Origin of the sequence: Acinetobacter sp. YH12046 (assembly GCF_013419905.1) — a bacterium.
In the GTDB taxonomy this organism is placed as follows: domain Bacteria; phylum Pseudomonadota; class Gammaproteobacteria; order Pseudomonadales; family Moraxellaceae; genus Acinetobacter.
Window position 1 is genome coordinate 22,466 of sequence record NZ_VOZF01000021.1, and the last position, 13,470, is coordinate 35,935.

Sequence of the window (13,470 nt, forward strand, 5' to 3'; positions counted from 1 at the left end):
GAACAGAATTTGAGCGTTTTAGGTCAACTCTGCAACAGGCGTTGCAGGTTTTTATAGTCCTCATTGAAGATCGGATCTTCTTCACGCAAGCTTTGCACTTTTTCGCAGGCATGCATGACTGTACTGTGATCTCGACCACCAAAAGCCATACCAATTTCCGGGAAACTGTCTCCAGTCAGTTCACGTGCCAGACCCATTGCAAGCTGACGTGGACGGGCATAAATACGGGTACGTTTTGGACCTACCAGCTCTTTAAGCGGAATGCGAAAATACTCACTCACTACACGCTGGATATTTTCAGTACTGATGGTACGGGCACGAATTGCGAGGACATCTTTCAAAGACTCACGTACCACATCCAGATCAATCGGCGTTCCTTTAAAACGCGAGATCGCTACCACTTTATTTAGCGCACCTTCCAGTTCACGTACGTTCGCCACTACTTGTTGGGCGATAAATAGCGCACAGTTACGTGGTAAATCTACACCGGTGTTCTCGGCTTTTTTTAGCAAGATTTCAATTCGAGTTTCAATATCGGGTGGTTCCACACCCACAGAAAGTCCCCAGGAAAAACGTGAAACCAGACGTGGATCCAGTTCTGTCAATTCTTTAGGGTAACGATCCGAGGTGAGAATAATTTGCTTCGATTCATCCAGCAACGCGTTAAAGGTATAGAAAAACTCAACCAGACTGGCTTCTTTACCTGCGAGCAAATGAATATCATCGACTAGCAAAAGATCCAGTGAACGGCAGTTTTTCTTAAACTCTTCAACCTTGCCCTGTTGTAGGGAACTGACAAAATCCTGCACAAAGCTTTCTGCAGTCATATACATCACGCGGGCATTGGGTTTTGCCTGTAATAATGCATTTCCGACGGCCTGCATCAAGTGGGTTTTACCCAGACCAGTCGGACCATATAAAAATAGCGGGTTATGCTGTGAAGCCCCAAGTTGGGTTAACACCTTACGGCAGGTTTCAGCCGCCATCTGGTTAGAACGGCCTTCAACAAATAACGAGAAGGTAAATAAAGGGTTCAGCTGACGTTTACGGCTATTTTTGCCTGAATCTTCTTTTTCTTTCTTAGGACGCGGCGCTGGCGCAACCACAGGCGCAGATTCCAAAGCCGCTGTTGTCGTCGCTGGCTGTTCACTGGCAGATAAAATTGCACCTGGACGCGAATCCACCAGAATTTCAACTTTACGTACGCGACCTTCAGACAGCTGTTCGGCCAAAATTGAAATCAGTTCCAGATGATGCTCTTGAATGTAGCGCGTCCAATACGGATTAGGTGCATAAAGACGCAGGGTATCGTCCAGCTCTTCCGCAACCAACGGGCGAATCCACATTGTAAAGACATTTCCAGAGAGCTCTTGTCGCAAGCGATTTAAGCAGTCTGTCCAAAGCATGTGAATCCCCTATTCATTCCATTGTTAATCAAAAAGGCTGACCGCGACCAAAGCGGGTCGCCATTCTAACCAAGTTATCCACATCTGTCATGGCAATTTCCACAGATTTTGCGCAAAAAGCAGTCATGGTGGATAAATTTAAATTTAAAAAGCTGGTGTGGATAAGTTTATCCGCAAGCTGTGGATAAAATATAACACAAAGTTATCCACAAAGTATAAAATTAATAAAAACAGTTTTATCCACAAACTAAGTTTTTGTTTATTTAATACAAAATTAGCTTTTCCACAGAAAAAGTCCACCCTAATAGTAATAAATTTAAATTTATAAATTTGAATTTATTTATAAGATTCGATTCTTTTGTGGATAACTGAGAAAAGTTTAAATTTAAATTCAAAACTCAGGAGTTAAATTTAGATTTCACATAAGTTGTGGATAACTATGTTGATATAAGTGTTAATAACTTATATTTAATTTTAAAACAGATAGTTATATTGTGGTTAACTTATATATAGGTATTTGAATACAATTTTTTTAATCCCTATTTACAATTTTGATTTCAGTCTTATTTGAAAAGAAAGTGGCTTTTGCATTGACAGCTCAAGCAATGAGCACTAAAATCGCGGACCTTTATAGAAAGATCATTTTTGGAGTTTCAATATGAAACGTACATTCCAACCATCTGAATTAAAGCGTAAACGCGTTCATGGTTTCCGTGCTCGTATGGCTACTAAAGCTGGTCGTCAAGTTCTAGCTCGCCGTCGTGCAAAAGGTCGTCACAGCTTAACTGTTTAATCAGTTAGGCTTTGCCGATTTTGGGTGTTATGACTACACTTTATAGTTTTGGTACAGAGCTTCGTTTACGCTGTGCTGCAGATTATAAAGGAGTCTTTGATGGTGCGCTTTTTAAAGTGCATCAACCCCATTTCCTTTTTCTTGCAAAACATTCCGAACTGCCAAACAGCCGTTTGGGTTTAGTTGTTGCCAAGAAAAAAGTGCGCCGTGCGCACGAACGAAATCGAGTAAAACGACTTGCTCGCGAAAGTTTTCGCCTGCATCAACAGCAACTAGATGATTTGGATATTGTGGTTATGCCTAAAGTAGGTATAGAAGCAGTGCCGAACGCAGAGTTGCATCAGCAATTACAATTTGCCTGGCAGAAACTCAACCATCTTGCCAAAAAGCATTCCAAAATAGCATCATCCTCCCCACAAAAGTAGAGATGGCCAATGGTACGTTTACTGCATTGGTTAATACGTTTCTATCAGATTGCGATTAGTCCTTTATTGGGACCACGCTGTCGTTATATTCCAACATGTTCTCAATATTCCTTGGAAGCAGTCCATACACATGGAGCTGTACGTGGTGTGTGGCTGGCTACTAAGCGTATTTGCCGTTGTCATCCGTGGGGTGGCTCTGGATATGATCCGGTTCCCCCGAAAGCGATTCGTTTTATTTCATTTCAGCAAATAGATTCTCAAACGCTTCACGTTGCTGTACCCTTTCGTGATCGTTTATTGAACCAAAATCACTCTAACCACTTGGGGTAATACATATGCAACAATGGGCCAGGATTGCAATTCTCGGAGCCATGTTTGTTGTCGCATATTTGCTCATTTTGGCGTGGCAAAAAGATTATGGCAATGCTGAAACCAAACCACAGCAAGAAGCTGCGGTTGTTTCACATGAAGTATCTGCAGATTTGCCAAATGCTCAGACGGCGACGACCGCCTCTGATCTGCCACAAGCAAATATGCCAGCGCAGCAAGCAACGGATGCCACCGCACCTGTAAGTCAGCAGCTTATTTCAGTACAAACTGACCTTTATCATCTTTGGATCAATCCTAAAGGTGGTGATATTGTTCGTGTTGAATTACTCAATCATGACAAGAATAAAGACAGCGATGAACCGTTCGTCATGCTGGAAAGCGATGCGAAACGGACTTATGTCGCTCAGTCGGGCCTGATCGGTCTGAATGGACCGGACAGCAGCCGTAGTGGCCGTCCAACCTATGAGCTGGAAAAAACGGCTTATACACTGGCAGATGCCAAAGCCGCTAAAAATAAAGATGGCGAAACTGTCAAAGTACTTTCTGTACCTATGGTCTTTAAAACGGCTGATGGTGTAGAAGTCATTAAAACCTTCAACTTTACTGAAGGTGAATATCCGGTAGTTGTGAATCACAAAGTGGTCAACCGCAGCGGCCAGACCTGGCAAGGTCAGATGTTCGGTCAGATCAAACGTGACAATTCCGAAGATCCAGGTAAATCTGATCAGGGTATCTTCACACTGGGAACGTTCCTGGGCGGCGCTTGGGGTACACCGGATGAAAACTACAACAAGTTAAAATTTGACAACTTTGTTGAAGAAAAACTGAATACCGAAGCCAAAGGCGGCTGGGTTGCGATGGTGCAGCACTACTTCGTGAGTGCCTGGGTGCCAGGTAACCTGAAATTGACTCAAGCCAATGGTGAAGCCTACAGTGCGAAGCTGGAATCACGTAAATCAACTGATAACATGAATATCATTGGTTTTACTTCTCCAACTTTCAATGTGCCTGCAGGCACCGTAGCTGAAATCGATGCGACCTTCTACTCTGGTCCAAAAGTTCAATCGGAGCTGAAAGACCTAGCGACTGGTCTGAACCAGACTGTAGATTATGGCTGGTTATGGCCAATTGCCAAACTGCTGTTTGTTGGTCTTGAGTTCTTCCATGGTCTAGTGGGTAACTGGGGTTGGGCAATCATCCTGTTAACCGTACTGGTGAAACTGATCCTGTGGCCATTGTCGTCGAAGAGCTACCGCTCTATGGCGAAAATGCGTGTGATTGCACCTGAAATGCAACGCATGAAAGAAGAGTTCGGTGAAGACCGTATGCGCTTCTCTCAGGAAATGATGGCACTGTACAAACGTGAGCAGGTGAATCCACTTGCTGGCTGTTTACCATTGTTACTGCAAATGCCAATTTTCCTGGCACTGTACTGGGTACTGATGGAATCTGTAGAACTGCGCCATGCACCATGGATGTTCTGGATCCAAGATTTATCTTCAATGGATCCTTGGTTCATCCTGCCATTGATCATGGGTGCGACCATGTATATTCAGCAGATGTTGAATCCGCAGCCAACTGATCCAATGCAGGCGAAAGTGTTCAAGATTATGCCAGTGATCTTTACAGTATTCTTGCTGTTCTTCCCGGCAGGTTTGGTGTTGTACTGGATTGTGAACAACTTGATCACAATCTTGCAGCAAACACTGATCAACAAATCTGTTGCCAAAGACCGTGCTAAACGCGATGAGGCAACACCAGTCAACTAAGTTGTACTGATGGGCTGAATAAATCCGCTTAAGATGGTAATCTTGAGCGGATTTTTTTTGCTGTATTTTTAAGTTTTTCTAGGTGAATGTTATGCTCGACCGAACTACGATTGCTGCGATTGCAACTCCCCCAGGACGTGGCGGTGTAGGTGTCATTCGCCTATCGGGTCCCAAGTCTTATGAAATTGCCCAGGCCTTGAGCCAAAAAGATTTGCCCAAAGCCCGTTTTGCCGGGTTCCGTCAGTTCTATGATGCAGCCGGTGAAGTAATGGACGAAGGTCTGGTGATCTGCTTCCCGAATCCGAATTCCTTTACCGGTGAAGATGTAGTGGAACTGCAAGGGCATGGTGGCCCGGTGATTCAAAATGCCCTGTTGGGCCGTTTGCTGGAACTGGGTGCCACTGCAGCCAAAGCCGGTGAATTCTCGATGCGTGCCTTTGAGAATGGCAAGCTGGATCTGGTACAGGCTGAAGCCATTGCCGATCTGATTGATGCGACCTCCCAAGCGGCTGCCCGGTCTGCAGTGCGTTCTCTACAAGGGGCATTCTCGACTAAGGTCAATACGGTATTAGAACAGCTGATTCATTTGCGTTTGCATGTCGAAGCGGCGATTGATTTTCCTGAAGAAGAAATCGACTTCCTGGCGGATGGCAAGATTTTAAATCTGCTGGATGGCGTGGCGAATGCCGTCACTCAGGTTCAGCAATCTGCACGTCAGGGTCAGTTACTGCGCGAAGGTCTACAAGTGGTGATTGCCGGTAAACCGAATGCAGGTAAATCTTCCTTGCTCAATGCCCTAGCAGGTAATGAACGTGCGATTGTGACCGATATTGCAGGGACAACCCGTGATGTATTGCATGAAAAGATCACATTGAATGGCCTGCCGATTACCCTGACCGATACTGCTGGTCTGCGGGAAACCGGCGATATCGTGGAAAAAGAAGGCATTCGCCGCGCGATTAAAGAAATTGAACAGGCCGATCTGCTGTTGCTGGTTTATGACCTGAGCCAAGGTGATGACCCATTACAACTCGCTCAAGAATATTTTGCCGAGCATCTCGAGCCAAAACGTCTGATCCTGATTGGGAATAAAGCCGATTTGACCGGTGCCGATGCTGTCATGGGGGATTTTAACGGCTTCCGTCATATTACTGTCTCAGCCAAGCAGGAAACTGGCGTTCAATCGCTCATAGATACGATTACAGCGCATGCAGGCTTCCAGCCTGAAGAAGATACCTTTATTGCCCGTACCCGCCATTTAGACGCAATGAAGCGCACTCAGATGTATCTAGCTGAAGCCCGTGAGCAACTTGTAGTGTATAACGCAGGTGAACTGGTCGCAGAGTCTTTACGTCTGGCACAGAATGCGCTGGGCGAAATTACGGGTGACTTTAGTGCGGATGACCTGCTGGGCAAGATCTTTGGATCGTTCTGTATTGGAAAATAATCCTTAAGTTATATAAAAAAGCCCTCAAATGTGGGCTTTTTTATTAGGCTTTTAGTTGCAATTTTTGATGCCATAACCAAAGGATTAGACAGAGTGCACTGATCGCCACACAGAAACTGATCACGGCAAATCCTAAGCCGAAGTGATCAGCCAGATACCCCACCGCGATAATCGGCACAATCGTGCCCAAATAGCCAATAAACAGGTAAGTCGACATCACGGCTGCCCGATTTTGCAAGGTTGTGATCGCATGAATCACACCGAATGCGCCCATTAAGGCAAAACCATGTCCAATCCCGAATAAGATATCACTGGCGAAGAACAAGATACTTGCTTTAAGGATCATACAAAGAGCAAGGCTAACCAAGCTCACCAGCATAATCATCAAGCCAATATTCAGACATTTCTTTGCAGGAACAGCTTTAGCAAAGAACTGCACCACAGCAGAAATCAGCAAAATGCAGGTAATGGCGGTACCACTGACCAAAGGACCATGCCAAGGTAAGATATCCTGCACAAAAGACGGTGACAGTGAAGCAAATAAACTGAAAGCAGCAAAGGCATTAAATGCAGTCAATCCCACAATCATGAATACAGCATGATACTGAGGTTCAGGACGCAGTAATTTCGGTGCAATACTAAAAGGCTGGCGTTCAAAAGCAGGTGTTTTTAGCCAGAATAATCCGACAAAACACAGCACTGCCCCAAGAATAATTGGGAGGTATGGAGTAATTAATGGGGTTTGAGAGAACTGCGCAATCACTCCACCCACAAACGGCCCCAAACCAAAGCCTATGGCCGTCAGAATCGATACCAGCTGCGGTGCAAGCTGCTTATGAGTCTCTGGAATGGTTTGCATCATGCCCAGCATTGCTGAAGTGGTCATCAGACCTGAAGCAATACCAATAATAAAACGGCCTACCGACAAAATCAGCGCATTCTCGGCAAAGACTGAAATGACCAAGCCAATGCTAATAAATACCAGACCAATTTGCAGGGTTCTTAAGAAACCAATCGTGTTGCTGGTACGTCCCAGGAATAACAAGGTACCCAGACAGCCAAACATATAGGCGACAAAAATATAGGTAATCTGGCTTGGCGATAAATGCCAGATCTGTTGATAAATGGGATAAAGCGGACTTGCCAGTGCTGTACCGATGGTACCCATAATCAATGCAAGACTGACCATGGCGAAAGGTCGCCATGAGATATTTTCTGTCATGTAGCTGCCGTAAAAGTTTCACCACACTTTAAAAAGAATGATGTGGAAGAAAGAAGAGAATGGGTGGCAGTGTATCGGTTAGATGAAAAAGCGGTCAATTATCTTGCTGTAAACAAAACAAAAATATTGAGCTAAACAATCAGCCATAACGTTTTAATAATTTTAAAAACTCAGCCAGTTTTTCTTCATTGACTGCAGCTTCTCCAATGACATGCTCTCTTAAATGGGTTTCGATCAATTCATTCATCAAACCGTTTATGGCACCTTTAACGGCTGCAACCTGTTGCAGGACCTGAATACAGCCTGTCTCAGGATTCTGGAGAGACTGCTCTACGGCGTTCATCTGACCTTGCAAGCGCCGTACCCGGTTTAATATTTTTTTATCATCATGTACATGACTCACCACAAATCTCCAAAAATAAATATACTAGGGGGGAGTATTAATAACAGTTCCCTTTTATGCAAAAACATACCGCCAATTCGCACAGCCATCAATTTGATGAAGGTAATCCACTCGCACAGAAAAAGATTCTGTTTGCCACGATTCTGACTGCCGTCATGATGGTGCTGGAAGTATTAGGGGGATGGATCTTCCAGTCAATGGCTTTACTTGCTGATGGCTGGCATATGGGCTCGCATGTATTGGCCTTGGGGCTGGCTTACTTTGCCTATAAAGCGGCCCGCCATTATGCGAATGATCCCCGCTTTAATATGGGTACTTGGCGGATTGAAATTCTGGCCAGTTATAGCAGTGCAATTTTATTGCTTGTAGTAGCCGGTTTTATGGCGATTCATTCAGTAGAACGTCTATTTTCGCCAGTTCAGATTCATTATAGCGAAGCCATTCCAATCGCGATTTTAGGACTATTGATTAATCTGGCCTGTGCTTGGTTGCTGCATGATGATGGGCACCATCACCATGATCATCATCACGGACATTCCCATCACGAGCATGATAATAATCATGGTCATCATGACTTGAACCATAAAGCGGCCTTTCTGCATGTGGTTGCTGATGCCGTGACTTCTGTTCTGGCCATTATTGCCTTGTTTGCTGGAAAATATATGGGCTGGGATTTTCTCGATGCAGTACTGGGACTGGTCGGCTCAGTCCTGATTGCACGCTGGGCGGTTGGCCTGCTAAAGCAAAGTGCCAAGACTTTACTGGATGCCGATATGGATGCCCCAGTGGTCGAAGAAATACGTGAAGTCATTGCTGAATATGGGAACGACCTACACTTAACTGACCTGCATGTATCGAGAGTCGGTAAAGGTAAATTTTCCTGTTTTGTTGCCGTTCAAACAGGAATCCCTATTAGTGCTGATCAAATCCGTGAGGCGATCTCTATTCATGACGAAATCGTGCATATCTCGGTGGAAGTGAATCAGTATTAAAGGGGCAATGTTCCACGTGAAACATGATTGATTGATCAGTTCGATTTGAACATCAGGCTACATAAAATAGTCAGAATTTTCTTTTTAAAAAGACTAAAATCGAAACACATTTAACTTGGACCTGAGCAGGACATTCATGCAAATAAGAAATATGCTGCTGGCTTTGACCCTCTTCCCTGGCCTTAGCTTTGCCAATGTGAATACAGTTAAAGCCAATCTGGCAAAAAACAGTCCCAACCTGAAAATTGAAAATATTCAGCCCACCGAAATGAAAGGAATCTATAGCGGTTCCATGCAGGGGCAGATTGTCTATCTGAATGAAGATGCCCAGCATCTCCTAGCTGGTTCAATGTTCCGTATTCAGGACCAGCATAATCTGACTCAGGATTTATTACTCAAACAAAACAGTGTCGACTGGAAAAAGTTACCGCTACAGGATGCGATTAAATCAGTCAGAGGGACAGGAAAACGTCAGCTTGCCATCTTTTCTGACCCAAATTGCCCGTATTGTAAACAACTTGAAGTAGAGCTGAAAAAACTCAAAGATGTCACGATTTATACCTTCATTCTGCCTTTAAAACAGCAGTCAATTGCGCCGTCCAAACAGGTTTATTGTGAAAAAAATCCAGCACAGGCTTGGGAAGACCTGATTGGTCAAGGTATACAACCTAAATCAAAAAAGAGCTGTGCCAACCCGATTGAACGTAATAAACAGCTGGCACAATCACTCGGTGTAAATGGCACACCAGCGATTATTTTCTCGAATGGTTTTAAAGTCATGGGCGCTCAGCCAGCAGAACAGATTGAACAAGGTTTCAAAGAATTCGGCCTGTAAAATTCTGACTATGCTCAATAAAAAAAGAGCACCTATCTAGGTGCTCTTTTTATGAAAGAAACTTATTCCAAGCAGAGCTTAGATTCGTTTACGTTTGGTCACCATATTATAGATAAATAGGATGACTACGGCACCAATCACTGAGGCAATAAAGCCTGCGGCAGAATCTTGGGAATACAAGCCCAGCATACGTCCAGCAAAGGTCGCAACCAGTGAACCGGCAATCCCCAGCAGGGTCGTAACAATGAATCCAGCCTTGTCATCACCAGGATGAATCGCGCGTGCAACCAGACCCGCAATAAAACCCACCACAATCGCAACGATAATTGACCACATCAGCATACTCCTTGTTATCATGTCTTTGTTTTTACGTCATGTTTATCTTGCGGCAAGAAAAGCACTGAAAAAAGTCATGTCCTGCAACGGGCTGTTGCGTTTTTGTTTGCTGTGTTACTGAAATGATTCAAGAAATAAAAAAAGTGGCACGAAGCCACTTCTTTTAAACCGGTTCTTAAAGGCCGATTTCACCAATAAATGGAATATGACGGTATTTTTGATCATAGTCCAGACCGTAACCAACAATGAACTTGTCTTCGACTTCAAAGCCCAAGAATTTTACTTCCAGCTCGATTTCACGACGTGAAGGTTTGCTCACCAGAGTGCACAGTTCAATTGAGTTTGGCTGACGGGTTTGCAGGATTTCCAGGACTTTGCTTAAGGTATTACCTGAGTCAATAATATCTTCAACCACTAGCACATCTTTACCACGGATTTCACCGTCCAGATCTTTCAGGATTTTGACATCACGGCTCGAAATCGTACCGCCGCCGTAGCTGGATACAGTCATGAAGTCGAGTTCATGTGGCTTGGTAATGGCACGACACAAGTCTGCCATGAAAATCACTGAACCGCGTAACAAACCGATAAGTACAAGCTCTTTGTCACTATTGGCATAGTGTGCATCGATTTTAGCACCAAGCTCTTTGACTTTAGCTTGAATTTCTTCAGCGGAAATCATTACGCTCATTTGAACGGTCATGGGTAGATACCTAAAAAATAAAAATAGCAAAATAAAAAAGGTGTTGACCTGCAACACCTGAATTGCAGCAATTTTAATACATCCTTGCTTGAGATGCACCTGTTTTACTTGCTGTAAATGTAATCAATTTTTGAGCTGCTGTGAATCTCTCTTCAGCGCAAAGACACAGACGGCGAAGATTGCAGCCAAAATGATCCTACGCTGACGCGATTTATTGGGCCTTGACATAGACAGCCTGTCCATAGACATAAGTTGCTGCAATATTACGGTCATCTCCCAGCATGGTCAGTGCAAAAAAGGTATCTTCAATATTTTTGGCTCTGCTCTGCCGTAGTTGTTGTAAAGCGGTGGCATTGAGATCCAGCACCACAAAGTCTGCTTCTTTGCCCATATTGAAATTCCCCAAACGGTCATCCAGACTTAAGGCTTTCGCACCACCTAGGGTCGCATGATATAGCGACTCAAAAGCCGAAAGTTTTTCTCCTTGCAGCTGTTGTACTTTATAAGCCTCATTCAGGGTTTGTAGCTGGTTAAAGGAGGTTCCTGCCCCGATATCGGTACCTAAGCCGACTTTCACGCCTTTATCCCAGGCTTTCTTCAGCGGAAATAAACCGCTACCCAGGAACAGGTTTGAGGTTGGACAGAAGGCAATCGCAGAGTCGGTTTGATGCATACAATCCCACTCCCCTTCTTTCAGATGCACACAATGCGCAAATACGGATTTAGCGCCGGTCAGCCCATAATGATGATAGACATCCAGATAGCCTTCACGTTCCGGAAAGAGTTCTTTTACCCAGGCAATCTCGTTTTTATTTTCACTAAGATGAGTATGGACATAAATATCTGGATATTCGACTTTTAACTGCCCTGCTTTTTCCAGCTGTTCAGGCGTTGAGGTCGGAGCAAAACGTGGCGTAATCGCATAAAGATTACGTCCTTTACCATGCCATTTCTCAATCAGGGCTTTGGAGTCGCTATAGGCAGATTCTGCGGTATCGGTCAGGGCTTCAGGTGCATGGCGGTCCATCAGCACTTTACCGGCTATCAGTCGCATATTCTGTGCTGTAGCCGCTTCGAACAGTGCTTCTACCGAAGCCGGATGAACGGTACAGAACACCAAAGCTGTGGTTGTACCATTTTTCAGCAATTCCTGAATAAAGAACTGTGCAATTTTCTGGCTATACGCCGGATCCTGAAACTGGATCTCAGTCGGGAAGGTATAAGTATTTAACCATTCTAGTAGCTGTTCCCCATAAGCACCGACCATTTCAGTTTGCGGGAAATGGATATGGGTATCGATCATACCCGGAATGATGAGCTGTTCAGGATAATAAGTAATATCCAGACCTTCAGGGAGCTGCTGCTGACCTTCCTGCCATGAGCCAAACCACTGGATTATTCCATTTTTTATGATGAGTAAACCATCTTCTATATAACGCACTTGGTCGTGAATTTCACGTGCTTGGGCAACTGTATTCTGGATATCGAGGAAACGACCGCGGATGGCTGTCGTTGCAATGTGAGAAGACATTGAAAACCTGCACTTTGTAATTTTTTCGATTGATTGTAGCTGAAAAGTTCTACCTTGTAGGGGAAATACGCAACTAAAAATCCCCAAATTTTAACAATGCAAAATAGCAGCCAAGATCAGAGTAATTATCACGAGATATTTAAATAAGACTTAAATAAATAAAATGATGTTCATTAAAGTAGCCAAAACGATCACTGGCCTGAAATAAAAAAAGCCCGCATTTTGCGGACTTATCAGGAATGACGAAGCAATTATTTATAGCGCTGTTTCATTGTATTTTTTGCTATGACGGATTGATAACCATGCGGTAATCGTCAGCACAATGACAATAAAGCTCAGGGAAATCCAGATCGGCATATGGAATACTTCCAGCATCAGCATCTTGAAGCCGATAAAGACCAGAATGATCCCGAGGCCATAAGGCAGATAGTACATTTTTGATGCAGCACCAGCGAGCAGGAAGAACATGGCACGCAGACCCAGAATCGCCATCAGGTTCGCTGTTAAAACAATAAAGGGATCGGTGGTGACAGCGAAAATGGCTGGGATCGAGTCTACCGCAAAGATCACATCAGAAGCTTCCACCAGAATCAGCACCAGAAATAATGGCGTTGCCCACAGGACACCGTTCTGATGCACAAAAAATTTATTGCCACGCATTTGCGGCGTAATCCGGATATGTTTGCGTAGCCATTTCAGAACTGCCATATCTTCAATATTGGTATGCTCTTCTCCCTGACCGCGCAGGAATTTAAAACCGGTATACACCAAGAAGGCACCGAAGATATACAGAATCCACGAGAACTCCTGTACGAACCATGCGCCAATAAAAATAAAGATGGTCCGCAGAATAATGGCACCCAAAACGCCATAGAGCAGCAGCTGGCGTTGCAGTGCAGGAGGAATAGCAAAGGCAGCAAAGATCATCAGCCAGACAAAGACATTATCAATTGCCAGAGATTTTTCCAGCAAATAACCGGCAAAGTATTCCATCACCTTCTGGTTTGCCAGAGCAGCCCCTGAAGTCTGTTCCAGATACAGCCATAATGCACCGCCAAACATAGTCGCTATACTGACCCAGGCAACACTCCAGTAGGCAGCGGTACGGACTTTTACTTCCTGACCATGCTGATGTTTAAAGCCGACAAAATCGATCACCAGCATGACGGCGACAATTGCGAAAAAGACAAGATACAGCCAGAGCGTACCAATTGTTTCCATGTGAATTCTCCACATCGGACGACTGGCCATAAAAAAACCTTGACCAGCTGCCAGATG

Annotated in this window: 14 protein-coding genes; 7 read left to right on the forward strand and 7 right to left on the reverse strand. The window is 44.4% G+C overall.

The genetic code is table 11. From position 1 onward, the window contains the following. Positions 1 to 23: 23 nt before the first annotated feature. A complete protein-coding gene (gene dnaA / locus FTU03_RS11620; protein WP_004780349.1) occupies positions 24 to 1,406 on the reverse strand; it encodes a chromosomal replication initiator protein DnaA in 1,383 nt (460 codons plus the stop codon). Between the two features lie 658 nt (positions 1,407 to 2,064). Between dnaA and rpmH the strand changes: the two genes are divergently transcribed. The 5 genes from rpmH to mnmE all read left to right on the forward strand — a co-directional run bounded on the left by rpmH (position 2,065) and on the right by mnmE (position 6,170). After that, on the forward strand, positions 2,065 to 2,199 hold the full coding sequence (rpmH, locus tag FTU03_RS11625; RefSeq protein ID WP_000831329.1) for a 50S ribosomal protein L34: 135 nt from the start codon (positions 2,065 to 2,067) through the stop codon (positions 2,197 to 2,199). Between the two features lie 29 nt (positions 2,200 to 2,228). Continuing rightward, a complete protein-coding gene (gene rnpA / locus FTU03_RS11630) occupies positions 2,229 to 2,624 on the forward strand; it encodes a ribonuclease P protein component (protein WP_179993057.1) in 396 nt (131 codons plus the stop codon). Positions 2,625 to 2,633: 9 nt separating this feature from the next. Next, positions 2,634 to 2,954, forward strand: a complete 321-nt coding sequence (gene yidD / locus FTU03_RS11635; protein ID WP_005233127.1) for a membrane protein insertion efficiency factor YidD — start codon at positions 2,634 to 2,636, stop codon at positions 2,952 to 2,954. 5 nt (positions 2,955 to 2,959) lie between these two features. After that, positions 2,960 to 4,723, forward strand: coding sequence for a membrane protein insertase YidC (gene yidC / locus FTU03_RS11640; protein WP_179993056.1), 1,764 nt, complete (start codon positions 2,960 to 2,962; stop codon positions 4,721 to 4,723). Positions 4,724 to 4,814: 91 nt separating this feature from the next. Then, positions 4,815 to 6,170 (forward strand): tRNA uridine-5-carboxymethylaminomethyl(34) synthesis GTPase MnmE, encoded by a 1,356-nt coding sequence (mnmE, locus tag FTU03_RS11645; protein WP_179993055.1) that lies wholly within the window; start codon positions 4,815 to 4,817, stop codon positions 6,168 to 6,170. 43 nt (positions 6,171 to 6,213) lie between these two features. Here mnmE and FTU03_RS11650 read toward each other — a convergent pair whose 3' ends face one another. Continuing rightward, entirely contained in the window at positions 6,214 to 7,359 is a 1,146-nt protein-coding gene (locus tag FTU03_RS11650; protein WP_179993070.1) for an MFS transporter, read from the reverse strand. 172 nt (positions 7,360 to 7,531) lie between these two features. Then, positions 7,532 to 7,795 carry a metal/formaldehyde-sensitive transcriptional repressor gene (locus FTU03_RS11655; protein ID WP_179993054.1) on the reverse strand — a complete coding sequence of 88 codons (264 nt, stop codon included), beginning with the start codon at positions 7,793 to 7,795 and terminating at the stop codon, positions 7,532 to 7,534. 56 nt (positions 7,796 to 7,851) lie between these two features. Here FTU03_RS11655 and dmeF point away from each other — a divergent pair, with 56 nt between their 5' ends. Together dmeF and FTU03_RS11665 are read left to right on the forward strand one after the other, a co-directional pair. Further along, complete coding sequence (gene dmeF / locus FTU03_RS11660; RefSeq protein ID WP_179993053.1) at positions 7,852 to 8,787, forward strand: CDF family Co(II)/Ni(II) efflux transporter DmeF; 936 nt, start codon at positions 7,852 to 7,854, stop codon at positions 8,785 to 8,787. A 136-nt stretch (positions 8,788 to 8,923) separates the two neighbouring features. Next, a complete protein-coding gene (locus FTU03_RS11665) occupies positions 8,924 to 9,622 on the forward strand; it encodes a DsbC family protein (protein ID WP_179993052.1) in 699 nt (232 codons plus the stop codon). Positions 9,623 to 9,700: 78 nt separating this feature from the next. Here the strand turns inward: FTU03_RS11665 and FTU03_RS11670 are convergent, their stop codons facing one another. The 4 genes from FTU03_RS11670 to FTU03_RS11685 all read right to left on the reverse strand — a co-directional run bounded on the left by FTU03_RS11670 (position 9,701) and on the right by FTU03_RS11685 (position 13,413). Next, complete coding sequence (locus FTU03_RS11670) at positions 9,701 to 9,958, reverse strand: GlsB/YeaQ/YmgE family stress response membrane protein (protein WP_034171345.1); 258 nt, start codon at positions 9,956 to 9,958, stop codon at positions 9,701 to 9,703. Between the two features lie 175 nt (positions 9,959 to 10,133). After that, the gene (gene hpt, locus FTU03_RS11675; RefSeq protein ID WP_004780337.1) at positions 10,134 to 10,661 is read right to left on the reverse strand and encodes a hypoxanthine phosphoribosyltransferase; all 528 of its coding nucleotides are present in this window, start codon (positions 10,659 to 10,661) and stop codon (positions 10,134 to 10,136) included. Positions 10,662 to 10,872: 211 nt separating this feature from the next. Further along, positions 10,873 to 12,192 (reverse strand): guanine deaminase, encoded by a 1,320-nt coding sequence (gene guaD / locus FTU03_RS11680; RefSeq protein WP_179993051.1) that lies wholly within the window; start codon positions 12,190 to 12,192, stop codon positions 10,873 to 10,875. A gap of 255 nt (positions 12,193 to 12,447) precedes the next feature. Further along, positions 12,448 to 13,413 carry a TerC family protein gene (locus FTU03_RS11685; RefSeq protein WP_179993050.1) on the reverse strand — a complete coding sequence of 322 codons (966 nt, stop codon included), beginning with the start codon at positions 13,411 to 13,413 and terminating at the stop codon, positions 12,448 to 12,450. Positions 13,414 to 13,470: the final 57 nt, after the last annotated feature.